Genomic DNA, 23,235 nt, shown 5'->3' on the forward strand with positions numbered 1-23,235 from the left:
GGGATTGAGATCTCTCGTATCCAGAGCCTTTAGTGCGAACGACCGCTCCTGGCCGATAGCGGACATCATAAAGCCTCACCCAAGGTTTTGTTACATTCGGCATATGTGCCCTTCTCCTGAACCCCTGTCACCCGCCATGCAGGCTTCAAACATACACAGCGCCGACGTCAGCACATTGGGTTATCTCGCCCTACGCCTACCCGTGCAGCATGACGTAGCAGTCGAGGTTGACCTTCAGACTACCAAGCTAGCCAATCGCCACCTTGCTGCTTTCAGCCGCAAGTAACAGCCCGCTATTCTTGGCAGCTCATTCCCACGGCAAGCATACTCATTACAATGTCCCTTCTACGAGCGCATGCCTTACGCTCATGAAAACAGCAATTTCGGTACTACCCGGAGTTTGCCGCAACCTCCCCCACGCAAGAACACAATCTATTCATTTTTAATGGAAAAACAAGATCTAAGCGCACACACCCCCATGATGCAGCAATACTTAAAGCTGAAGGCTCAAGCCAGCTCGTATCTGCTGTTCTATCGCATGGGCGATTTCTATGAGATGTTCTACGACGATGCGCAGCGTGGGGCGAAGCTGCTGAATCTGACGCTGACCAAGCGCGGCTCGTCCAATGGCGCGCCCATACCCATGGCGGGGGTGCCGGTGCACGCCATGGAGCAATACCTGGCGCGGCTGGTGGCGCTGGGGGAATCGGTGGCGATTTGCGAGCAGATCGGCGATCCGGCGGCCAGCAAGGGGCCGGTGGAACGCAAGATCGTGCGCATCGTGACGCCGGGCACGCTGACGGACGAAGCGCTGCTGCCGGCCAAGGCCGACCGGATGATCGCCGCGGTGCACGTGGCGCGGCACAACAAGGCGCTGCGGGCGGGGCTGGCGTGGATGAATCTGGCCAATGGCGAGTTCAAGGCGACCGAATGCGCGGCGGACATGCTGGATTCGGAATTGCACCGCGTCGCGCCGGCGGAGCTGGTGTGCGGCGAAAGCCAGCGCACGTCCGCGGTGGGCGACACGGACGGGATGGCGATCAGCACGATTCCCGATTGGCATTTCGAGCTGGACGGCGCGCGCCAGGCGCTGCAGCAGCATTTCGGCGTGGACACGCTCGACGGCTTCGATCTGGCGGGCATGCCGCTGGCGACGAGCGCAGCCGGGGCTTTGCTGCGTTATGTAAGCCGCACGCAGTCGCAGACTTTGTCGCATGTGCAGTCCATCAGTGCGGATCGCGCCGGGGCGTATGTGGTGCTGGATCCGGTCACGCGCAAGAACCTGGAATTGACCGAGACGCTGAGCGGCGAGGAAAGCCCGACGCTGCTGTCCACTCTGGATCACTGCGAAACGCCGATGGGCAGCCGGCTGCTGCGCCGCTGGCTGCACAATCCGCTGCGCGACAACGAAGCGGTGCAGCAGCGGCAAGAGGCGATCCGCGCGCTGCTGGCGGCGCCGGGGCCGGACGCGGGGCTGGACGCAGCCCCGCCGCTGGACGCGCTGCGCAGGCAGCTCAATCGTTATCCCGATATCGAGCGTATCGCGACGCGCGTGGCGCTGCGCTCTGTGCGTCCGCGCGAGCTGGCCAGCCTGCGCGACGCGCTGGGCGATCTGCCTTCGCTGGCGAAGGCGGTGCGCGATGCTTTCGCCCCGGTCGGCAAGCTGCAGCAGTTCTCCGCGCAGATGGAGCTGACTCCGGCGCTGCATACGCTGCTGCAGCGGGCGATCGCGCCCGAGCCCGCGCTGCTGGTGCGCGACGGCGGCGTGCTTGCGCCGGGCTATGACGCGGAACTCGACGAGCTGCGCCGGCTGGCGAGCGATAACGGCGAATTCCTGGTCGAGCTCGAGGCGCGCGAACGCGCCCGCACGGGCATCGGCAATCTGCGCGTGGAATTCAATCGTGTGCATGGCTTCTATATAGAGGTATCGCGCGGCCAGGCCGACAAGGTGCCGGACGATTACCGCCGCCGCCAGACGCTGAAGAATGCCGAGCGCTACATTACGCCCGAGCTCAAGAGCTGGGAAGACAAGGTGCTGTCGGCCAAGGACCGCAGCCTGGCGCGGGAAAAGGGGCTGTTCGAAGAGCTGCTGGACCAGTTGGCGCCTTCGGTGCCGGCGCTTTCGCAATGCGCGGCGGCGCTGGCCGAGCTGGACGTGCTGGCGGCGCTGGCCGAACATGCGCGGCAGAACGAATGGGCCGCGCCCGAGCTGTGCGAGGCCAGCGAGATTGTCATCGAGGCCGGCCGCCATCCGGTGGTGGAACACAGCATCGAACGCTTCACGCCAAACGACTGCGAGCTGGGGCCGCAGCGGCGCATGCTGCTGATCACCGGGCCGAACATGGGCGGCAAGTCCACTTATATGCGGCAGGTGGCGCTGATCGTGCTGCTGGCGCGCACGGGCAGTTTCGTGCCCGCGGCCAGCGCGCGCATCGGCCAGATCGACCGCATTTTCACCCGCATCGGCGCGGCCGACGACCTGGCGGGGGGCCGCTCCACCTTCATGATGGAGATGACAGAGGCGGCCGCCATCCTGGCCGCCAGCACGCCGCAGAGCCTGGTGCTGATGGACGAGATCGGGCGCGGCACGTCGACCTATGACGGCCTGGCCCTGGCCTGGTCGATCGCCCACCGCCTGCTGACCCACAACCAGGCGCTGACGCTGTTCGCCACGCATTATTTCGAGATCACGCGCCTGCCGGGCGAAGCCCAGTGCGCGGCGAACATACACCTGGCCGCGGCGGAATCGCCCTCGGGCATCGTGTTCCTGCACCAAGTGCAGCCTGGGCCGGCCAGCCGCAGCTACGGGATCCAGGTGGCGCAGCGCGCCGGCATCCCGCCCGCCGTGATACGCCGCGCCAGCCAGGAATTGAGCCGGCTGGAGGCGCGAGGCGCGCCGACGCCGCAACTGGACTTGTTCGCCGCGGCAGCAACGCGGGCGCAAGGCGATGAGCCGGCCGCGAACGATGCAAGGCCCGATCAAGAGCCTGAACACGAGCAGGCCGCCGATGCGCTCAGGGCCGAACTGGCCGCCATCGACCCCGACCAGCTCACGCCCCGCGAGGCGCTGGACGCGCTCTACCGCCTGCGCAATGCCTATCTTTGACGGGGAAGCACAATCGTGAGGGCAAAACCTGTTATGGCGCCTATTACGGCCGCCTGCTCGTTTCGCCCGCCTTGCCGCATGCCAGCCTGTGCCTGCGGCAAGGCTTCCTTGAACCCATGACGTTCAATAGCGTTTCCCATTCATGAACATCGATCGCCCCCTCGCCCTGCTGGGCGGGCTTACGCCGCAAGCCTTCATGCGGCGCTACTGGCAGCGCCGCCCTCTGTTGATCCGGCAGGCCATTGCCGGCTTCCAGCCGGGCCCGTCGATCGCGGACATACGCGAGCTGGTTCGCCGCGACGAGGTAGAGTCGCGCCTGGTGTGGCAGGATGCCGCGGGCTGGCACATGAAGCACGGCCCCTTCGCCAGGCTGCCGGCGATGCGCCGCCCCGGCTGGACGGTGCTGGCCCAAAGCGTGGACCTGCATGACGATGCCACGGCCGAGCTGATGCAGCGGTTCCGCTTTATCTCGGACGCGCGGCTGGACGATGCGATGATCAGCATCGCCTCGGAAGGCGGCGGCGTGGGCCCGCACTTCGACAGCTATGACGTGTTCCTGCTGCAGGCGGAAGGCCGCCGGCGCTGGCGCATCGGCAGCCAGAAGGATCTGAGCCTGGTTCCCGGGCTGCCGCTGAAGGTCCTGCGCGACTTCCGCCCCGAGGAAGAATATGTGCTGGAACCGGGCGACATGCTGTATTTGCCTCCGCACATCGCGCACGAAGGGGTGGCGCTGGACGCGTGCATGACGATATCTATCGGTTTTCGCGCCCCTACCCTGGCCGTGCTGGCCCGCGGCATGCTGGAGGCAGCCGGGGACCAGATCATGGCCCGCGCAGGCGGCGACGGCGGCCTGTACGGCAACCCGCCGCTGCCCGGGCCGGATCTGGGCGGCCGTTTCCGCGACGCGGGCACGGCCGCCACGACCAGCCCTGCCCGCCTGCCCGACACGCTGCTGCGCGCCGCCTGCGAAGCCGTCCAGCGCGTACGCCTGGACGAAGCGCTGGCGGCACGCTACCTGGGCATGTGGCTGAGCGAGCCGCCGCAGGCGGCCTGCTTCGAACCGCCGGACAAACCGGTGGAACTCGGGCCCGCCCTGCCCGCCACCGGCCGCCTGGAACTGGACCGCTGCACGCGCCTGCTGTATCGCGGCAGCAACATGTATATCAATGGCGAACTCGCACCGCTGCCGGCCAGCGCACCGCTGCGGCGCCTGGCCGACGAGCGCCGCCTGCCCCTGACCCCGGCCCGCCTGCGCGCCCTGGGACCGGAACGGCGCGAAATGCTGAACGAATGGCTGAGCGAAGGCTGGCTGCACTACAAGGCCTAGGACGACTGGCACTTATTTAATTAAGGTATTCGGGCCGCGGATAGTGGCGTAAGCGCATGAATTAGAAGAAGGAGGCTGACCCAAGAATTGACAGGATGGTTGTTGCCACACACCCAACCCACCTTTCCGAAGGCCAGACTCCATGGATCGTAAGGCATCCGCAACAATTGAGAAACCGTCTCCGCGGGCGTACGCGGAAAACGAAGGCGGTGGACTGACTTTTTCAATATTCTGGCCAGCCTCCAGCTTCTGGCCATGACCCAGGCCCATTAGCCAGCACATCGCGAGAGGCTATATCCGCCGACGGCGCCCGCCATGGCGCCAGCACAGCCGCGCTTCGCGCCTCAATGGGCAGACTCGCGCGGCCGCCCATCGGCCCAGCAGGCCATATAGCCCACGCGGAATAAACTTATACGCGCATAAGGAAATAAGCATCGCGTCGTTCGCATGAACGCCCCGGCTCCCTAGAATTAGGGCTACCCCTGATTCTCTATGCGAGCGACCGATGCTAGCGCCTTCCTATCTGCCCGAAGCCAAACACAACTTGATCGACGAATTGCTGGAAGGGCTGGACCCCGGCGCCTTGAGCTGGCTGTCCGGCTACTTCGCGGGTGTGGCCCAGGGCCGGCAGCCGGCGAAGGCGTCGACCTCGGTAGCGGCGGTGCCCGCAGCCGCCACGGCCAAGCGCCTGACCATTCTGTACGGCAGCCAGACCGGCAATGCCAAGCGCGTCGCCGAAGCCTTGGCCGAGCGCACCCAGGCCGTGGGGCTGAGCACGCGGCTGGTGCGCGCCGACAGCTACAACACGCGCGAACTCAAGGACGAGCAACTGCTGTATATCGTCATGAGCACCCAGGGCGATGGCGAAGCGCCCGACGATTCGCGCAGCTTCACCGAATTCCTGGCGAGCAAGCGCGCCCCCAAGCTGCCGCAGTTGAAATATGCGGTACTGGGCCTGGGCGATTCCAGCTATCCGCTATTTTGCGGCATGGCGCAATCCCTGGACTCCCGCCTGGCCGAGCTGGGCGCGCAGCGCCTGCAGGAAGTGGGCACCGCCGACCTCGACATCGACACCGTGGCGGCCCCCTGGCAGGACCGCGCGCTGGAACATGCCCAGAAAGCCCTGAAGCAAGGCGAGGCCACCACGGCCACCGTCACCGCGCTGCGGCCCAAGGCGTCCAAGGTCACGCGCGACCAGCCGCACCTGGCCGAACTGCTGCTGAACCAGCCTATCACGGACCACGGCAGCGGCAAGGACGTGCGCCACCTGGAAATCTCGCTGGAGGGCAGCAGCCTCAGCTACCAGCCCGGCGATGCCTTGGGGATCTGGCCTACGCAGTCCGACAGCCTGGTGCAGTCCGTCGCCGCGGCGTTCGGCCTGGACCTGGACGCGACGGTGGAGATCAATGAAGTGCGCCGGCCGCTGCGCGAATGGCTAGTCAAGCACCGCGAACTCACGGTGCTGACCAAGCCCTTCCTGGTGGCGCATGCCCAGCGCGCCAACAATCCCGAACTGCAAAAGCGCGTGGCCGAGCCCGAGTCCCTGCGCACGCTGTTGAACGACTACCAGTTGCTGGACCTGGTCAAGGAATATCCCGCGGCCTGGGAAGCAACTCCGCTGGTGCAGGCGCTGCGGCCGCTGGCCCCCCGCATGTATTCCATCGCCTCCAGCCAGGCGGCGGTGGGTTCCGAAGTGCACCTGACCCTGGCGCACGTGAACTATGAGCGCGACGAAGAGCAGCGCTGGGGCTGCGCCTCGCATTTCCTGAGCGACCTGGAGGAAGGCGGCAAGCTGCCGGTCTTCATCGAGGAAAACCCGCGCTTCCGCCTGCCCGCCGATCCGGCGCGCGACGTCATCATGATCGGGCCGGGCACGGGCGTGGCGCCGTTCCGCGCCTTCGTGCAGGAACGCAGCGCCGCCGGCGCCAGCGGGCGCAACTGGCTGTTCTTCGGCAACCCGCACTTCGATTCCGATTTCCTGTACCAGACCGAATGGCAGCGCGCGCTCAAGGACGGCGATCTGCACCGGCTCGACCTGGCCTTCTCGCGCGACCAGTCCGAGAAAGTCTATGTACAGGACAAGCTGCTCGCCGCGGCCAGCGATGTCTACCAGTGGCTGCAGAACGGCGCGCACCTTTACGTGTGCGGCGACGCGACGCGCATGGCCAAGGATGTGCACGCGGCGCTGCTGCAAGTGGCCGAGACCGAGGGCGGCCTGCAACCCGAGGCGGCGCGCCAGTGGCTCGACGGCCTGGCCGCGGAAGGCCGCTATGCGCGCGATGTGTATTGATTGAAAGACACACGGACAGACGCGGGCATGCTGGCCGGCATGCCCGCAGGCATTGGCAGCCCGCAGCACACCGGCTCAAAGACTTAAAGACGCGACAACACTACATGCGCACAGGCGCGGACACGCAAAAACGCAACACTGCGTATTGACTGAACCAGGAACACAATGAGCGGTAATCTTTCCCACCTCGAACACATCAAGGCGGACAGCAACTATTTGCGCGGCACCATTGCACAGGGGCTCGAAGACCCGGTGACCGGCGCCATCAGCGATGACGACAACAAGCTGCTCAAGTTCCACGGCAGCTACCAGCAAGACGACCGCGACGTGCGCGACGAACGCCGCCGCCGCAAGCTGGAGCCGGCCTACGGGTTCATGATCCGCGCCCGGCTGCCGGGCGGCGTGATCAAGCCGGCCCAGTGGCTGGCGCTGGATCGCATCGCCACGGAGTTCGCCACGCGCGGCCTGCGCATCACGACCCGCCAGACCTTCCAGTGGCACGGCGTGCAGAAGCGCAACCTGAAGAAGTTCATGCAGGGCATACACGACGCCATGGCCACCACGCTGGCCGCCTGTGGCGACGTCAACCGCCAGGTGGTGAGCTCGGTCAACCCCTTGCTTTCCAGCCAGCACGCCATCGTGCAGGAATGGACGGAAAAGCTGTCCGCGCACTTCCTGCCGCGCACTCGCGCCTATGCCGAGATCTGGCTCGACGGCAAGAAGATCGAGGACGTGGGCGGCGAACCCGACGAAGAGCCGATCTACGGCAGCACTTACCTGCCGCGCAAATTCAAGATCGGCATCGCCCTGCCGCCCGTCAACGACATCGACGTGTTCGCCCAGGACCTGGGCCTGATCGCCATCATCGAAAACGGCCGGCTGCAGGGTTTCAATATCGCGGCGGGCGGCGGCATGGGCGCCACGCATGGCGACAGCACGACTTATCCGCGCCTGGGCAGCCTGATCGGCTTCATCGAGCCCGAGCGCATCGTCGAGGTCGCCGAGACCATCGTCAAGGTGCAGCGCGACTTCGGCAACCGCAGCGAACGCCAGCACGCGCGCCTGAAGTACACCATCGACACGCACGGCGTGCAGTGGTTCAAGGACGAAGTGCAGCGCCGCCTGGGCTATGAACTGCGGCCCCTGCGGCCCTATCGCTTCGAGCACAACGGCGATCGCTACGGCTGGATCGAGGGCGAAGACGGGCGCTGGCACCTGGGCCTGGCCATCCAGGCCGGACGCCTGCTGGACGACGGCGACTACCGCCCGCAGACCGGCATGCGCGAGCTGGCCAAGATCCACAAGGGCGAATTCCGCCTGACCTGCAACCAGAGCCTGGTCATCGCCAATGTCGCGGCCGAGGACCGGTCGCGCATCGACGAGCTGGCGGCGCTTTACGGGCTGGACGACTATCTGCGCGACAGCGGCATACGCCGGCACTCCATAGCCTGCGTGGCGCTGCCCACCTGCGGGCTGGCCATGGCGGAAAGCGAGCGCTACCTGCCGGTGCTGCTGCCCAAGCTGGAAGCCTCGCTGGAACGCCACGGGCTGCGGGACGCGCCGATCCTGCTGCGCCTGTCGGGTTGCCCCAATGGCTGTTCGCGGCCCTACCTGGGCGAGATCACCCTGGTCGGGCGCGCGGTAGGCCGCTACGACCTGCGGCTGGCCGCCGACTTCATCGGCGAGCGGCTCAATACGCTGTATCGCGAGAACGTGGCCGAGCCGGAAATCCTGTCCAGCCTGGACGAACTGTTCGCTGCTTATGCCGCGGGGCGCCAGGCCGACGAGAAATTCGGCGACTTCCTGATCCGCACCGAAGTCATCCCCGCCCCCGCGCAGAATCTCGTGCCCATCGTGCTGGACGCGGTATCGTGAATCTTTTCCCCCTCTTCGCGCAGTTGCGCGGCCGGCGCGTGCTGGTGGTCGGCGGCGGCATCGTCGCACAGCGCAAGGCGCAAAGCCTGGCCGCGGCCGGCGCCGAAGTGCTGGCCGGCGCCACGAGCTTTACCGAAGAGCTCGAACGCATGGCCGCGCGCGGAGAAATCCAGTTGCGGCGCGGCGAATTCGAGCCATCGTGGCTGGACGGCGCGTGGCTGGCCATCGCCGCCACGCAGGACCAGGCCGTCAACCGCGCGGTAGCCGCCGCAGCCGAAACGCGGCGCATCTTCGCCAATGTGGTCGACGACGCCGAGCTGTCCAGCTTCCAGGTGCCTTCGGTGGTGGACCGCGCGCCGCTGACGATCGCGATCTCGTCCGGCGGCGCCGCCCCGGTGCTGGCGCGGCGCGTGCGCGAGCGCCTCGAGACCATGCTCGACCATACACTGGGGCCTTTGGCTGCATTGGCCGGCAAGTATCGCGCCGCGATACGGCGCCAGCGCCCCAGCCTGCGCAGCCGGCGCGAGTTCTACGACTGGCTGCTGGACGGCCCCGTGGCGGCGGCGCTGCGCGGCCGGCGCGAGCATGAAGCCGAGCAGGAACTGCGGCGGCAACTGGAACGCCGGCAGCCGGCGGCGCCCGGCAAGGTCATACTGGTGGGCGGGGGCCCGGGCGACCCCGGCCTGCTTACGCTCAAGGCCTTGCGCGCCTTGAACGAAGCCGACGTGATTCTGTACGATCGCCTGGCCGGCGAGGAAGTGCTGGCGCTGGGCCGGCGCGACGCGCTGCGGATCTCGGTAGGCAAGACTCCCGGCGAAGACCATGAAGCCACCCAGCGGCGCATCCATGCGACCATGCTCGAACATGCCCGCGCGGGCGCCTGCGTGGTGCGCCTGAAGGGCGGCGACGCCTTCGTCTTCGGCCGCGGCGGCGAAGAACTGGAATTCCTGCGCGCCCATGGCGTCGCATACGAGGTGGTGCCCGGCATCACCGCGGCACTGGCCTGCGCGGCCTACGCGGGTATCCCGCTGACGCACCGCGACCATGCGCATTCCGTCACCCTGGCGACCGCACATGCCAGCGCGCGCGCCGATGGAAGCGCCGACGAAGGCGCATGGCAGGCGGCGTCTGGCCGGGGGCAAACACAGGCCTTCTACATGGGTGTCAGCCAGTTGCCGGCGCTGCGCGAGCGGCTGCTGCAGCAAGGCCGCGGCGCCGACACCCCTTTCGCCTTGGTCGAGAACGGCACCCGCAGCCGGCAGCGCGTGCTCTGCGGCAGGCTGGACGAGCTGGCCGAACTGGCCCGGGCCCATGCCATCCAGGCGCCGGCGCTGCTGCTGGTGGGCGAGGTGGCCGCCATGGCGCCGCGGCTGCATTGGTATGGCACTTTGATAGAAGCCGGCACGGCAGCCATGGCACGCGCCGCCTGATACGGATACTCGATCAAGAAGATAACGGCCTTGCTGCGCATGGCCGTACTCTTTGTGCTACCCATGGCTTCGAGCCATGTTCTCTCTTTGTGTCGTCCGCGGCTTCGCGCCTTGTTCTCTCTTCGTACCCCCCGCGGCTTCGAGCCATCCTCTCTCTTTGCACCATCTACGGTCTCGTAGCCTTGCTCTCTTCTTTGATCGCAAACCCATGGAGCCGTAGCGTCCGAACGGCGCAATGACGCAAACGGGCCGGGGATTACCCGGCCCGTTTGCGTCATGCAGACTACTTGCGTTATTTCATGTGGTTGCCCAGCACCGTGATGATGCGTTGCGCGGTGGGGCTGTTGTCGCGCTGCCCGTTCTGGTCGAGCACCGTGACCGTGGACCCGGAGCCCTCTTGCGCCACGTGGATGCGGTAGCGGACGGCTTCGGTGGTGTCCTTGGCGCCGAACATGCGCGTCAGGAAGTTGCTCTGTTCGAGCTTGCGGCCCGAGTCCGTATCCAGGTAGCGGATGAAATAATCGCCGCTGGAACGGTCGCGATCGTCGACGGAGAAGCCGGCCGCATCGATGGCCACGCCTACCCGGCGCCAGGCGCGATCGAAGGGCTCGCCCAGATTGACCTCGGCCTGGCCGGACGGGGCCTGGGTCACCTTGGGCTGGTTCGGGTCTTTCTCGGCCTGCGCAACCAGGGTCCGGGCCTGTTGCACATCGGTGCCCAGGTAGACCAGCAGGCGCGCCAGCATGGCCGCGTTCAGGCCCTGGTCTTCTTTGCCGTACACCCATTTGAAGGCCGCGCCGTCGGCCGTGGGCGTCTCGATCATGTGCTCGTGGCTGATGTAGACCTCGGTCTTGCCGTTGACGCGCTCGACGCGGGTGCGGAAGCGATCGCGCTCGCCGCTGTCGTAGACCTGGTCGAGTATGCCGCCCAGCGCGCTGCGGATCCAGCCTTCGGGAATCTTGGCCCGGTTCTCGGCCCAGTCGGTCTGGACCAGGCCGGCCTTGGGATCCTGCGAACGTATGGTGAAGCCTTCGTGGCCCCAGAAATCGACGATCTTGGGATAGACGTCCTGGGCTGGTTTATCGATTTCGAGCCAGCGCAGGTCGCCGTCGCGCATGACCTGCGCGCCATTGGTGGTCGGCAGGATCTTGTCGCTGGGCGCCGCGGCCCGCTGCGCCTGCTGGTTCTGCTCGTACTGGCTGTACGTGGCCGTGCCGGCAGGCGCCTTGTAATGGGCGTCCTGGTTGGCTTGCGTCAGGTCGGGCGGAATGCTCAGGGGCTGGCTCGCCACCGTGCTTTTGTAATCGACCGATTCTTCGGAGCCCACGACCTTCTTGATCTGGGCGCAACCCGACAGGACCAGCAGGCCGGCGGCCAAGGTCACGCCGGCGGCGTAGCGTTTGTTCATGCGCATATTCGTCATATTCAGATCAGGCCCGCTTCTTTCAGGGATGCGCGCAGCAGCGCGTGGTACTGGTCGTTCAGGGGGGTCAGAGGCAAGCGGTAGCCGAGTTCGGTAAGCCCCATTTCGGCCACGGCCCATTTCACCGGAATCGGATTGGACTCGATAAACAGGTCTTGGTTCAAATGCGCCAGCCGCCCGTTGAGTTCGCGGGCCTTGGCGACATCGCCCTTGATGGCCGCCATGCACAGTTCGTGCATCAGGCGCGGCGCCACGTTGGCCGTGACCGAAATATTGCCCTGCCCGCCCAGCAGCATAAGCGCTGCGGCCGTGGCGTCGTCGCCGCTGAACACCTGGAAATCGGCCGGCTTGTCGCGCAGCAGCAGCGCGCCGCGCGCGATATTGCCCGTAGCGTCCTTGATGCCGATGATGCCCGGAACCTGCGCCAGGCGCAGGACGGTTTCGTTGGAAATGTCGGCCGCCGTGCGGCCCGGCACGTTGTACAGGATGGAGGGCAGATCGGTGGCCTCGGCCACGGCGCGGAAATGCTGGTACAGCCCTTCCTGGCTGGGCTTGTTGTAATAGGGCACTACAGACAGGCCCGCCTGCGCGCCCACCGCCTGCGAATGCCGCGCCAGGTGGATGGCTTCGGCGGTGGAATTGGCCCCGGTGCCGGCGATTACCGGCAGGCGCCCGGCGGCGTGCTCGACCGCGATGCGGATCAGTTCCGCGTGCTCGTCCATGTCGACCGTGGGGGATTCCCCGGACGTGCCGACCACCACCAGCGCGTCGGTGCCCTGCTCGGCATGCCAGTCTATGAGTTTTCGATAGGCGTCCAGGTCCAGACTGCCGTCCGGGTGCATGGGTGTTACCAGGGCGACCATACTGCCCTGAAAGCGTGGAACCGCCGAATCCGTACTAGCCATGATGGGAACCATCTCCTCGGGCCGCCGCAAGGCGGGAGCCGTCAAATCACCGTCAAATTCAACCTAACGTGCAAGTTTACCGGATTAGGGCCCTGTCACGCCAAAACTTACAGGAACCAGCGGATGATGGCCTGGCCGAGCGCCAGCAGGGGTTGCAAAAACACCCACAGGGCGCCGGTGATCATCAGCAGGATGATGATCAGCATGCCGTAGGGTTCGATGCGGGAATACTGCCAGGCCATGCGCGCGGGCAACAGGCTGAAGACGATCCGGCCGCCGTCCAGCGGCGGCAGGGGCAAGAGGTTCAGCGCCATCAGCACCAGGTTGATCTGTATGCCGGCCACCGTCATCTGCACCCAGAAATTGTCCTGCGTGGCGCCGCCCTCGGCCAGCAGGCGCAGGCCCACGGCCCAGATTACCGCCATGATCAGGTTGGATGCCGGGCCGGCCAGCGCCACCCACAGCATGTCGCGCTTGGGATTGCGCAGGCGCCCCCAGTCCACCGGCACGGGCTTGGCCCAGCCGAACAGCAGGCCGGCCCCGCCCAGCAGCTTGGTGCTGAACAACAGCACCAGCGGCACCACGATCGTGCCGATCGGGTCGATGTGGCGCACCGGATTGACGCTCACGCGCCCCGCCAGGTAGGCCGTCGGATCGCCGAACAGCCGCGCCACATAGCCGTGCGCGGCCTCGTGCAAGGTAATGCCGAACAGCACAGGCAGGGCATAAACCGTGATGGTCTGAATGAGAGAGTCCATGTATTCCCGGTGCGCGATGGCGGCCTGGATCGGCGCCATCGGTATATGAGAAGGATTAGGTCCGAAAGTTCAGCTCAGGCCCAGCGCCGCGAGATTCCCCTGCCCCCGGCGCACGACCTCGGGGGCCTCGCCGGTAAGATCGATGACGGTGGTGGGCATGAGCGGGCACGGCCCGCTGTCGATGATGGCCGCCAACTGGTTGCCGTAGCGCTGGCGGATTTCTTCCGCGTCGTTCAGCGGTTCGTCTTCGCCTTCGGGGATCAAGGTGGTGGACATCAGGGGCGAGCCGGCGGATTCGATCAGGCCCAGCGCCACCTTGTGATCGGGCACGCGTATGCCTATGGTCTTGCGCGAAGGATGCGATACGCGCCGCGGGACTTCGCGCGTGGCCTCGAGGATGAAGGTCCAGGGCCCGGGCGTGGCCATCTTGAGCAGCCGGTACTGGCGATTGTCGACCCGGGCGAAATGGCCGATTTCGGCCAGGTCGCGGCACAGCAAGGTCAGGTGGTGGCGGTCGTCCAGCCCGCGCAGGCGCCGCAAGGCATCGGCGGCGGCCTTGTCGTCGAGGCGGGCCAGCACGGCATAGCTGGAGTCGGTAGGCACGGCCACCAGCCCGCCGTCGGCCAGCAATTGCCCCGCCTGCCGCAACAGGCGCGATTGGGGATTGTCGGGGTGAACTACGAAAAATTGGGCCATGGAACATATCCTAACATCATTAGCGGACAGTCCACGAGGCACGCGGCTTGGTATGCGGCCGCCTATGGCCGGGCGCCGCCGAGGGCCTCGCGGCCCCCGGGGCAATGCCGGGAATCGGCACGAAATTTACGGGAAGGCCGCGGCGTGGCGCGGCACCGTGCTCAGTTCCAGTGCTTGTGCTTCTTTACGGCGCCCATGGGCGCGCGGCCGTGGGTCGGCGCCGAATCCTGCGACACGGCCGATTCGGGGATCGGGCGCGGGGCGTGATAATGCATATTGGCGGCCTCGCCGGCCGGAATCTTGGTTTCAGTGACCTTCAGGGTCGGCGGAACGTCGATCTTTTGCGCGGCCAGCCAGGCCTCGTGCGACGTTTTGCTCTCGGCGGCCTGGGCACTGGCCAGTGCGCCAGCGAACATGGCGGCTGCAAACAGGGTGACATGGAGCTTTTTCATGGTATCAACACCTTTTTTAGAATTGCCGGATATCTATGGTAGAAGAAACCACGCCGCCTGTAACCAGTCCAATCGTATCATTTGCTTGCATATTCGTCGTCAAATCAGGTGTTTAGCGGGGCCGGCAAGCCCGATTTGCGCCGTTCCGCGCTTATAATAAATTGTTTCAAATCAAATACATCTAAAGCCCAAGTTTTAAGGGGACACAAGATTGCGGCGCACACTGCGGCGACCGCGACGCGCACCACCCAATGGATCCGCAAACTGCAATCGTCCTGGCCACGCTCATGATCCTGGCCAATAGCTGCGTGCTGGGCCTCGCACGGCGCCGCCTGCAGGCCAGCGTGCGCCCGGGCGCCGACGCCTGGCAGGCCGGGCTGCTGTGCCTGGCGGCGGGCTGCCTGACGCTGCTGGCCCATGCCCACATCCCCACGCTCGTGCTGCTGATGGCGTCCAATGCGCTGCTGATGTCGGGCCTGGCCTGCTACTGGCGCGCGCTGCGCCGGCTCTATGGCCAGCCCCTGAACGATCAGGCGCTGTTCGTGGCGGTGGGCCTGGGCACGCTGGGCGTCGCGATATTCAGCGGCCTGTTCCCCATGCCCAAGGTGCGCATCGTGATCGCCACCCTGGTCTGGATCTTCATATTGTCGGGCAGCATCGTCACGCTCAAACGGCACGCCCGCGAAGATTCGTCGTCCGCCCGGCTGGTGCTGATGGCCCTGTACGCCATCGTGGTCGCCTTCTGCATCCTGCGCGCGATCTACTTCGGCCTGTCGGCCCTGGCGCCCAATTTCGACGTCACCGACAACACCAACTTGATGAACCGGCTCACACCCCTGGTTACCGTCATGATGCCGGTGATAGGTTCGTCGATGTTCATGCTGATGTGCCACGAACGCGGGCGCCAGTTGGCCAGCGCCGCGGCCGAGGCATCGGGCAAGCACGGCGCCGAGACCCTCAGCTATATCGGCCACGATTTGCGCGCGCCGCTGGCGACCATCGTCGGCTACACGCGCCTGCTGCGCCAGACCGGCACGCCGGAACAGGCCGAGCACCTGCGCGCCATCGAACGCAGCGCCAGCTATCAACTGACACTGATAGACGAGATACTCGAATTCGCCACGCACGAGCTGCGGCCGCTGGACATCCAGCGCGCGCCCGTGGAACTGGCGGGGCTGCTGGAAGATGTCGCGCAACAGGCCTATATCCTGGGCCTGCAGCAGGGCAATCGTTTCGAGCTGCAAGCCCAGAACGAACTTCCTGCCCTGGTGTCCACCGACACGCGCCGCCTGCAGCAGGTGCTGCTCAACCTGATCTCCAACGCGGCCAAATTCACCCGCGGCGGGCTCATCAGCCTGATGGTCCGCGCCCGCCCCGCCGATGGCGCGACCGTGCTGGAATTCGCCGTCTCGGACTCCGGCCGGGGCATAGACCCGCAACTCCAGCCCTCGGTATTCGAAGCCTTCGTACAGGGCGAGGCCCGGCCAGGCAGCGCCGGGCTGGGCCTGTATATCGCCCGCAGCATCGTCAAGAACCTGGGCGGAGACCTGCGGCTGGAAAGCCGGCCTGGGGCAGGCAGCCGCTTCAGCTTCGAAATACCCGTAACAAGCCTGTCGCGCGCGACAGTGGCCCCCGCCGCCCTGCAGGCTGCAACCCGGCCGCAAGCTGCCGCCGACGCGGCGCCCGCGGCGGCCATGCCCAGCCTGCCGCCGGCGGCTATCCGCGAGGATCTCGCCCAGATGGCGCGCGCCGGGGGGCTGAGCGACATCGAAGACTGGCTGCGGCGACACGCAGAAACGGAATCCGGGCGCCAGCACGCGGACTACTACGAAGCAGTGCGCGCCGCGCTGCAGAGGCTGGATTTCCAGCGCATCGAATCGATGGCCCTGGCGGGCACGACGAGCTAGAACCCGCCGGCGGCAGAGGCAATGTCGCGTCCGCGGGCAGATCAGCGGCCGGCCCGCGCGGTGGCGCCATGGCCCTCCCCCTTGCCGGACACGGCTCGCACCCGGCAAGTTTCCATTCCGAGTTCATGCTAGAATCACGGTCTCTTTGGCGCAGCCCCCGGCCTGTACGGGCGCCGCTTGCGGGGCACTTTCCCGCCGCCACAAGAGCAGTGGTGACCGTAGCTCAGTTGGTAGAGTCCCGGATTGTGATTCCGGTTGTCGTGGGTTCGAGCCCCATCGGTCACCCCAGGAATACATAGTCTTTCATGCCCTTGCAGAATTCCAGGAATTCCGCGGCATGAAGACGCGAAGCAAGATCCAGGCATGTAAAAAAGCCGGCCGCGCGCCGGCTTTTTCGTTCTCGCAGCCAGCGCGGGCATGCGCGGGGCCAGGTATCGGCCATGGGCATGTCGCACGGGCCGTTTTCTATCTACGTTTTCTATCTATATACTAGCCGCACTGCCACCCGCCGCTTTCCCGTCGCCCCCTTGGGGTACGCGACAAAGTGCCGGGCGCAGGGGCAGACTATCGCCGGAACCCGCTACAGCCCATCGACGCGCAGCCATGACTTCGACGCACCTGTACACACTGCACGACCTGTTCGTACGGCATTGGCCGCATCTGGTTTTCGTGGTCAGCGTGGTCTCGGGGGCCGCAGCCGCCATCCACGCGGCCATGAACAAGAGCGACGTGCGGGCCGCCATCGCCTGGGTGGGCGTGATCCTGATGTCGCCGATCTTCGGCCCGCTGCTCTATCTGGTGGCCGGCATCAACCGCGTGCGCCGCGACCGCATTTCCCAGCAACGCGACAGTTCGCTGCGCGACTACACCAACCAGAAGGCCATCCCGGTGGCCGACGTGGCGGAAGATTCCGGCTCGCAATTCATGTCGCTGCGCACCCTGGGTGACCGGATCAGCAACTTTCCGCTGCTCGACAACAATCACATACGTATCCTCAACGGCGGCGACGAAGCCTATCCGGCGATGCTGCACGCCATACGCAACGCGCGCCGCACCATCGGGCTGCAGACATACATCTTCGACGATGACCGTACCGGCCGGGAATTCGTCGATGCGCTGGCCGACGCGCATGCGCGCGGCGTGGAAATCCGCGTGCTGATCGATGCGGTGGGCTCGAAGTATTCGCGCCCTCCCATCATCCGGCTGCTGCGCAAGAAGGGCATCACCGCCGCCCTGTTCATGACCAATCCCCTGGGCATGAAGATGCCCTATGCCAATTTGCGCAGCCACCGCAAGATCCTGATCGTCGACGGCCGCCATGGCTTCACCGGCGGCATGAACATCCGCGAAGGCTTCGTCTCGGCGATAGCCGGGCGCGACGTGGCCGGGGACACGCATTTCCAGATCGAGGGGCCGGCGGTGCTGCAACTGACCTCGGTATTCGCCCACGACTGGAAATTCACCACCCACGAAGCGCTGCCCTACGCCGAATGGTGCAGCGACGAACTGAAGCATGTGCCGCAGCCGTCCGTGCCGGCGCGCTGCGTGCGTTCCGGCCCCGACCGCTTCATCAACAGCACGCACAATATGCTGCTGGGCGCCTTTGCCGTGGCGCAGCGCCACATACGGATCCAGTCGCCTTATTTCCTGCCCGACCAGATACTGCTGGGTGCCCTGAACACCGCCGCGCGGCGCGGCATACAAGTAGACGTGGTGATACCCGGGCACAACAACCTGCGGCTGGTCGACTACGCCATGACGGCCCAGCTCGATCAGATCATCCGCAACGGCTGCCGCGTGTGGCGCGCCAGCGGCAACTTCAATCACTCCAAGCTGATCACCATAGACGGCGGCTGGTCCTATGTGGGCTCGTCCAATATGGACCCGCGCAGCCTGCGCCTGAACTTCGAGCTCGACATCGAGATCTACAGCCACGAGCTGGCGGCGCAGATCGAGCAGATGATAGACAGCGAGATCGAGCGCGCCGACCCCTGCTCGCTCGCCCAATTGGCCGCCCTGCCGTTTCGCAAGCGGCTGCGCAACAAGATCATCTGGCTGGCCAGCCCCTATCTGTAGTTGCTATCTGTAGTTGCTATCTGTAGTTGCTATCTGTAGTTGCTATCTGTAGTTGCTATCTGTAGTTGCTATCTGTAGTTGCTATCTGTAGTTCCTGTCTGTAGCTCCTATCTGTAGTTCCTGTCTGTAGCACCTCTCTGCAGCCCCCCGCTTGCGGCGCCGCCGGCCCGGCGCACGGGCGGCCGCGTGCCGGGCTGGCGTATGATGACAGGGCCGCCGGCCGGCCATCGTCGGCCGCCGCGGCGCACAGATCCCGGAGCCTCGCATGACAGCCGCAACACCACCCGAACCCGACACGCCACACGCCGACTGGCACGACGAAACCATAGCCCTGCACGGCGATGCGGCGCTGGCCCAGGATGCTGCAGTGTCGGCTCCCATTCATTACAGCGCTACGTTCCGGGCCGATTCGGCGCAGGCCTTCGCCGCCATGGCCAACGCGACGCGCCCTGCCGGCTTCTACACCCGCTACGGCAACCCCGTGCACAAGCGCGTGGAAGCCATACTGGCCGAGCTCGAAGGCACGCCCACCGCGCTGCTCATGGCATCGGGCATGGGGGCAATCAGCACCACCGTGCTCGCCCTGGTGTCCAAGGGCGACCATGTCGTCGCCCAGCAGCGCCACTACATGAGCACGACGAAACTGTTCGAAGAAGTGCTGCCGCGCTTCGGCGTGGAAGTCAGCATCGTGGAGCAGACCGATACCGCGGCCATTGCCCGGGCCTTGCGGCCCGAGACGCGCCTGATCATGCTCGAAACCCCTGCCAACCCTACCCTGTCGCTCACCGACCTGGCCGCCGTGGCCGAATTGGCCGCGCCACGGGGCATCATCACTATCGCCGACAACACCTTCGCCTCGCCGCTGAACCAGAAGCCCCATGAGCTGGGCATAGACATCGTCGTGCACAGTGCGACCAAATACTTCGGCGGGCACCACGACATCACGGCCGGCGCCGTCTGCTGCTCTCAAGAACACGCCGAGCTGATCTGGAAGATGCACGTGACGCTGGGCTCGGTGCTGTCGCCCATGGATGCCTGGCTGCTGCTGCGCGGGCTGCGCACCCTGCCGCTGCGCATGGAACGCATCAATGCCAACGCGCTGGCGCTGGCCGCCTGGCTCGAACAGCAGCCGCAGGTCGAGCGCGTGTACTACCCGGGCCTGCCCAGCCACCCGCAACACGCGCTGGCCCTGCGGCAGATGAAAGGCTACGGCGCCGTCATCGCCTTTTCCATCAAAGGCGGCTTCGACGCCACCAGCGCCTTCGTCGCCGCGCTGCGCCTGGCCACGCACGCGGTCAGCCTGGGCGGCGTCGAGACCCTGGCGGTGCACACCGCCGCCATGTGGGCGGGCACCATGACCGAGCCGCAGATGCGGGCCGCCGGCATAGAACCCAATTTCGTGCGCATGTCTGTGGGCGTGGAACATATCGAAGATCTCAAGGCGGACATCGGCCGCGCCCTCCAGGCGGCGCCCGCGGCTTGAACGCCTCTGGTGACGCTTGCCGCGACGCAAGCAGCCGTACTGCGGCCACGGCGGGGCTCTAATGGGCAACGGCAATGGTTAATGGCCAGTGATTAATAGGCCAACGGCTAACGGCCAGCGGCTGATGGCTAATGGACTAACAACTAACAACTAATAGCTAATGGCTAGTGGCTAATGGCTAATGGCAATGGTTAACGGTTAATGGGCAAACGGCTAACGGCTAACGGCTAACGGCTAACGGAGAACATCGTATGAGTGGAAATAAAGACATGCCGGCTGCCATGAAGGCGGCATGGTACGAAGACAGGGGCGCGGCACGCGAGGTGCTGCGCGTGGGCGAACTGCCGAGGCCCGAGGCGGGGCCGGGCGAACTGCTGGTGCGCGTGCACGCCAGCGGCCTGAACCCGTCCGACGTCAAGTCGCGCAGCGGCCAGGGCGCACGCCCCAATACCTATGCGCGCGTCATCCCGCACCAGGACGGGGCGGGCGTCGTCGTGTCGACGGGCTCCGGCGTGGACGGAGCCTGGGTGGGCCAGCGCGTCTGGATCTACGAGGCGCAGCTCGGGCGTCCCTATGGCTGCGCCGCCGAATATGTGGCGCTGCCCGCGCGCAACGCCGTGCCCCTGCCCGATCATGTCTCGTTCGAAGAAGGAGCATGCCTGGGCGTGCCTGCCCTGACCTCGCACTACTGCGTCACGGCCGACGGCCCGGTCGCGGGCAAGCATGTGCTGGTGACAGGCGGCGCGGGAGCCGTCGGCAACTACGCCATCCAGTTCGCCCGCCTGGGCGGCGCCACGGTATACACCACGGTGCGCACCGAGGAACAGGCGCAAGCCGCACGCGCGGCGGGCGCGCACCATGTCATCTTCCGGCTCGAGCAGGACGTGGCCGGGCGCATCGCCGAGATCAGCGGCGTGCCCGACGGCCGCGCCATCGACCGCATCGTCGACGTGGCTTTCGGCGCCAACCTGGAAACCAGCCTCAAGGTGCTCAAGCCCAACGGCGTCATTGCTTCTTATGCCTCGGACCAGGTGGCCGCGCCGGCCGTGCCTTTCAGGCAGTTGCTGGCCCTGAATGCCACCGTGCGCTACGTGCTGGTGTATGTCATGGATCAGGCTGCCCACGACCGCGCCATCGCGGCGGTCACCGACGCCTTGCAAAACCGGCAACTGCAGCACCACATTGCGGCGCGCTATAGCCTGGAGCAGATCGTCCAGGCCCACGAGGCGCAGGAATCGGGCGCCACGATAGGCAAGATCATCGTCTCGCCCGACGCGGGCTGATCGGGCAGGCGCCGCAAGCCCGCCGCGGCGCCACGGCATTACGGCATTACGGCACAGAGCATTGCGGCACTGCGGCATTGCAACGCCACTGCATCGCGGCACACGGCATTGCGACACCTAGCCAGACACGTCGCGTGCCTGCCTGTCGGGTTTCGCATGCCGCCCCATCAGGCTGCCGGCTGCTTTTTCCTCTGCGCCCGGCGCTGCATGAACTCGTCGACGGCTGCGGCGTGCTCGGCGGTCTTGTGCGCGATGGCCTGGAAGGCAGCGGCCATTTCCAGCACGGTATCCAGGCGCGCCTGCTGCCCCTCGCGCAGCAGGCGCTTGCTCATGCGCACGGCCTGCCCGGGGTTCGCCGCAATGCGCGCCGCCAGGCGCCGCGCCTCGGCCAGCAAATCCTGGGTCGGCACCACGCGCGACACCAGGCCCCATTCCAGGGCCTGCCGGGCATCGATGGGGTCGCCCGTCAGGGTCATTTCCGCCGCGCGCGACATGCCCATGATGCGCGGCAGGAACCAGGCCCCGCCGTCGCCGGCGATGATGCCCAGCTTGACGAAGCTCTCGGCGAATACCGCCTCCCGCGCGGCGATGCGTATGTCGCACATGCACGCCAGGTCCAGCCCGGCCCCCATGGCCGGCCCATTGACCGCGGCAATCACCGGGATCTCAAGCCCGTACAGGGCCAGGGGCAGTCGCTGGATGCCCTGGCGGTATTCCTGGCGCAGCACGGTGCCGTCGAATTCGGGGCGCTGCTGGCGCTGCATTTCGTCGATATTGCCCCCCGAGGAAAACGCCCTGCCCCGGCCGGTGATGATCACGACCTTGACCCGCGGGTCGGCTTCCACGCGCCGGAACGCCGCCAGGAATTCGTCGACCATGGTGCTGCCGGTCAGCGCATTGCGGGTGGGCTGGTCGTCCATGGTCAGGGTGACGATGCCCTGGTCGTCCTGTTCGTAATGCAGCAACTGGCTCATGATCTTTTACCTTGCGAAATGAGGATGGGGAAACTTGCAGCCCTCAGCTTACTTAAGTTCAGTATGACTTGGGCAGACCCAGCACTTTCTCGGCGATGAAGCACAGGATCAGTTGCGGCGAAATCGGCGCGATGCGCGGCAGCATGGATTCGCGCAGATAGCGCTCTACGTCGTATTCCTTGGCGTAGCCCATGCCGCCATGAGTCAGCACCGCCGTTTCGCAGGCACGGAAGCCTGCCTCGGCGCACAGGAACTTGGCGGCATTGGCCTCGGCCCCGCAAGGCTGATTCTGGTCGTACAGCCATGCCGCCTTCTGGTACAACAGCGTGGCGGCCTCCAGCTCTACCCAGCGTTCGGCCAGGGGATGCTGCACTCCCTGGTTCTTGCCTATGGGTCGGTCGAAAACGATACGTTCCCCCGCATAAGCGGCCGCCTTGCGCAAGGCCGCGCGGCCCAGGCCCACGGCTTCGGCAGCCAGCAGCACGCGCTCGGGGTTCATGCCGTGCAATATATATTCGAAGCCGCGGCCTTCTTCGCCGATCAAATCAGCGGCCGGGATTTCCAGGCCGTCTATGAACAACTGGTTCGAATCCACCGCCTTGCGGCCGAGCTTCTCGATCTCGCGCACCTCTACGCGGCTGCGGTCCAGGTCGGTATAAAACAGGCTCAGCCCGTGCGTCGGCTTGGAGACCTCCTCCAGAGGCGTGGTGCGCGCCAGCAACAAGATCTTGTGCGCCACTTGCGCCGTGGAAATCCAGATCTTCTGGCCGTGCACGACATAATGATCGCCCTGCTTTACCGCCCGAGTCTTGAGCTTGAGCGTATTGAGCCCGGTATTGGGCTCGGTCACACCGAAACAGGCCTTGTTCTGGCCGCTGATGATGGGCGGCAGCCAGCGCGCCTTTTGTTCCGGCGTACCGTGCACCACAACGGGATGCAGGCCGAAGACATTCATATGCACGGCCGAGGCCCCCGACATGCCCGCGCCCGAAGCCGATATGGTTTCCATCATCAGCGCCGCTTCGGATATGCCCAGCCCCGCGCCGCCGTATTCCACCGGCATGGCGATGCCGAGCCAGCCGGCGCCGGCCACGGCCGCGTAGAAGTCTTCGGGAAAGCCTCCCGCCGCATCTTTTCTGCGCCAGTATTCATCATCGAAGGCGCGGCACACGTCCTCGATGGCGGCGCGGATGGCCAGTTGGTCCTGAGTCAGAGCGAAATCCATGGTTGTAGTTTCCTGTCTGTAGCAA

16 protein-coding genes and 1 tRNA gene are annotated in these 23,235 nt (G+C 65.9%); 10 read left to right on the top strand and 7 right to left on the bottom strand.

All coding sequences use genetic code 11. From position 1 onward, the window contains the following. The first annotated feature begins 445 nt into the window (after positions 1 to 445). The 5 genes from mutS to cysG all read left to right on the top strand — a co-directional run bounded on the left by mutS (position 446) and on the right by cysG (position 10,028). Entirely contained in the window at positions 446 to 3,106 is a 2,661-nt protein-coding gene (gene mutS / locus KVP10_RS16985) for a DNA mismatch repair protein MutS (RefSeq protein ID WP_425514660.1), read from the top strand. Positions 3,107 to 3,248: 142 nt separating this feature from the next. Further along, complete coding sequence (locus KVP10_RS16990; RefSeq protein WP_217965822.1) at positions 3,249 to 4,433, top strand: cupin domain-containing protein; 1,185 nt, start codon at positions 3,249 to 3,251, stop codon at positions 4,431 to 4,433. A 505-nt stretch (positions 4,434 to 4,938) separates the two neighbouring features. After that, positions 4,939 to 6,723: an assimilatory sulfite reductase (NADPH) flavoprotein subunit gene (locus tag KVP10_RS16995; RefSeq protein ID WP_217965823.1), complete on the top strand. Its 1,785-nt coding sequence runs from the start codon at positions 4,939 to 4,941 to the stop codon at positions 6,721 to 6,723. 165 nt (positions 6,724 to 6,888) lie between these two features. Further along, the gene (gene cysI, locus KVP10_RS17000; RefSeq protein WP_217965824.1) at positions 6,889 to 8,598 is read left to right on the top strand and encodes an assimilatory sulfite reductase (NADPH) hemoprotein subunit; all 1,710 of its coding nucleotides are present in this window, start codon (positions 6,889 to 6,891) and stop codon (positions 8,596 to 8,598) included. Next, a complete protein-coding gene (gene cysG / locus KVP10_RS17005) occupies positions 8,595 to 10,028 on the top strand; it encodes a siroheme synthase CysG (RefSeq protein WP_217965825.1) in 1,434 nt (477 codons plus the stop codon). The genes cysI and cysG overlap by 4 nt, the downstream gene beginning before the upstream one ends. 292 nt (positions 10,029 to 10,320) lie before the next feature. Here the strand turns inward: cysG and bamC are convergent, their stop codons facing one another. From bamC to KVP10_RS17030, 5 genes are all read right to left on the bottom strand, one after another. Continuing rightward, positions 10,321 to 11,436, bottom strand: a complete 1,116-nt coding sequence (gene bamC, locus KVP10_RS17010) for an outer membrane protein assembly factor BamC (RefSeq protein WP_217965826.1) — start codon at positions 11,434 to 11,436, stop codon at positions 10,321 to 10,323. 17 nt (positions 11,437 to 11,453) lie between these two features. Then, entirely contained in the window at positions 11,454 to 12,356 is a 903-nt protein-coding gene (gene dapA / locus KVP10_RS17015; RefSeq protein ID WP_217965828.1) for a 4-hydroxy-tetrahydrodipicolinate synthase, read from the bottom strand. A 107-nt stretch (positions 12,357 to 12,463) separates the two neighbouring features. Beyond that, the gene (locus tag KVP10_RS17020; protein WP_217965829.1) at positions 12,464 to 13,114 is read right to left on the bottom strand and encodes a site-2 protease family protein; all 651 of its coding nucleotides are present in this window, start codon (positions 13,112 to 13,114) and stop codon (positions 12,464 to 12,466) included. Between the two features lie 69 nt (positions 13,115 to 13,183). Continuing rightward, the gene (locus KVP10_RS17025) at positions 13,184 to 13,810 is read right to left on the bottom strand and encodes an L-threonylcarbamoyladenylate synthase (RefSeq protein WP_217965830.1); all 627 of its coding nucleotides are present in this window, start codon (positions 13,808 to 13,810) and stop codon (positions 13,184 to 13,186) included. A gap of 161 nt (positions 13,811 to 13,971) precedes the next feature. Continuing rightward, a complete protein-coding gene (locus tag KVP10_RS17030; RefSeq protein WP_217965832.1) occupies positions 13,972 to 14,262 on the bottom strand; it encodes a hypothetical protein in 291 nt (96 codons plus the stop codon). A 251-nt stretch (positions 14,263 to 14,513) separates the two neighbouring features. Here KVP10_RS17030 and KVP10_RS17035 point away from each other — a divergent pair, with 251 nt between their 5' ends. From KVP10_RS17035 to KVP10_RS17055, 5 genes are all read left to right on the top strand, one after another. Further along, positions 14,514 to 16,169, top strand: a complete 1,656-nt coding sequence (locus KVP10_RS17035) for a sensor histidine kinase (protein ID WP_217965833.1) — start codon at positions 14,514 to 14,516, stop codon at positions 16,167 to 16,169. A gap of 212 nt (positions 16,170 to 16,381) precedes the next feature. Next, positions 16,382 to 16,457 (top strand) — tRNA-His (locus tag KVP10_RS17040). 315 nt (positions 16,458 to 16,772) lie between these two features. Further along, complete coding sequence (locus tag KVP10_RS17045) at positions 16,773 to 18,245, top strand: phospholipase D-like domain-containing protein (protein ID WP_217965835.1); 1,473 nt, start codon at positions 16,773 to 16,775, stop codon at positions 18,243 to 18,245. Between the two features lie 265 nt (positions 18,246 to 18,510). Beyond that, positions 18,511 to 19,728 carry a trans-sulfuration enzyme family protein gene (locus KVP10_RS17050; protein WP_217965836.1) on the top strand — a complete coding sequence of 406 codons (1,218 nt, stop codon included), beginning with the start codon at positions 18,511 to 18,513 and terminating at the stop codon, positions 19,726 to 19,728. A 251-nt stretch (positions 19,729 to 19,979) separates the two neighbouring features. Further along, complete coding sequence (locus tag KVP10_RS17055; RefSeq protein WP_217965837.1) at positions 19,980 to 21,011, top strand: NADPH:quinone reductase; 1,032 nt, start codon at positions 19,980 to 19,982, stop codon at positions 21,009 to 21,011. 167 nt (positions 21,012 to 21,178) lie between these two features. Here the strand turns inward: KVP10_RS17055 and KVP10_RS17060 are convergent, their stop codons facing one another. Continuing rightward, on the bottom strand, positions 21,179 to 21,985 hold the full coding sequence (locus KVP10_RS17060) for a crotonase/enoyl-CoA hydratase family protein (RefSeq protein ID WP_217965838.1): 807 nt from the start codon (positions 21,983 to 21,985) through the stop codon (positions 21,179 to 21,181). 58 nt (positions 21,986 to 22,043) lie between these two features. After that, complete coding sequence (locus KVP10_RS17065; protein ID WP_217965839.1) at positions 22,044 to 23,210, bottom strand: acyl-CoA dehydrogenase family protein; 1,167 nt, start codon at positions 23,208 to 23,210, stop codon at positions 22,044 to 22,046. Between the last annotated feature and the right edge of the window lie 25 nt (positions 23,211 to 23,235).

The sequence above is a fragment of the Candidimonas humi genome (assembly GCF_019166065.1).
GTDB classification, from domain to species: domain Bacteria; phylum Pseudomonadota; class Gammaproteobacteria; order Burkholderiales; family Burkholderiaceae_B; genus Candidimonas; species Candidimonas humi.

What these genes read in the sequence shown, in the direction of transcription:
- dapA (WP_217965828.1), bottom strand. Translation starts at nt 12,356, where the DNA reads ATGGCTAGTACGGATTCGGCGGTTCCACGCTTTCAGGGCAGTATGGTC.
- cysI (WP_217965824.1), top strand. Translation starts at nt 6,889, where the DNA reads ATGAGCGGTAATCTTTCCCACCTCGAACACATCAAGGCGGACAGCAAC.
- KVP10_RS17025 (WP_217965830.1), bottom strand. Translation starts at nt 13,810, where the DNA reads ATGGCCCAATTTTTCGTAGTTCACCCCGACAATCCCCAATCGCGCCTG.
- KVP10_RS17035 (WP_217965833.1), top strand. Translation starts at nt 14,514, where the DNA reads ATGGATCCGCAAACTGCAATCGTCCTGGCCACGCTCATGATCCTGGCC.
- KVP10_RS17065 (WP_217965839.1), bottom strand. Translation starts at nt 23,210, where the DNA reads ATGGATTTCGCTCTGACTCAGGACCAACTGGCCATCCGCGCCGCCATC.
- KVP10_RS16990 (WP_217965822.1), top strand. Translation starts at nt 3,249, where the DNA reads ATGAACATCGATCGCCCCCTCGCCCTGCTGGGCGGGCTTACGCCGCAA.
- KVP10_RS17020 (WP_217965829.1), bottom strand. Translation starts at nt 13,114, where the DNA reads ATGGACTCTCTCATTCAGACCATCACGGTTTATGCCCTGCCTGTGCTG.
- KVP10_RS17045 (WP_217965835.1), top strand. Translation starts at nt 16,773, where the DNA reads ATGACTTCGACGCACCTGTACACACTGCACGACCTGTTCGTACGGCAT.
- bamC (WP_217965826.1), bottom strand. Translation starts at nt 11,436, where the DNA reads ATGAACAAACGCTACGCCGCCGGCGTGACCTTGGCCGCCGGCCTGCTG.
- KVP10_RS17030 (WP_217965832.1), bottom strand. Translation starts at nt 14,262, where the DNA reads ATGAAAAAGCTCCATGTCACCCTGTTTGCAGCCGCCATGTTCGCTGGC.
- mutS (WP_425514660.1), top strand. Translation starts at nt 446, where the DNA reads ATGGAAAAACAAGATCTAAGCGCACACACCCCCATGATGCAGCAATAC.
- KVP10_RS17055 (WP_217965837.1), top strand. Translation starts at nt 19,980, where the DNA reads ATGAGTGGAAATAAAGACATGCCGGCTGCCATGAAGGCGGCATGGTAC.
- KVP10_RS16995 (WP_217965823.1), top strand. Translation starts at nt 4,939, where the DNA reads ATGCTAGCGCCTTCCTATCTGCCCGAAGCCAAACACAACTTGATCGAC.
- KVP10_RS17050 (WP_217965836.1), top strand. Translation starts at nt 18,511, where the DNA reads ATGACAGCCGCAACACCACCCGAACCCGACACGCCACACGCCGACTGG.
- KVP10_RS17060 (WP_217965838.1), bottom strand. Translation starts at nt 21,985, where the DNA reads ATGAGCCAGTTGCTGCATTACGAACAGGACGACCAGGGCATCGTCACC.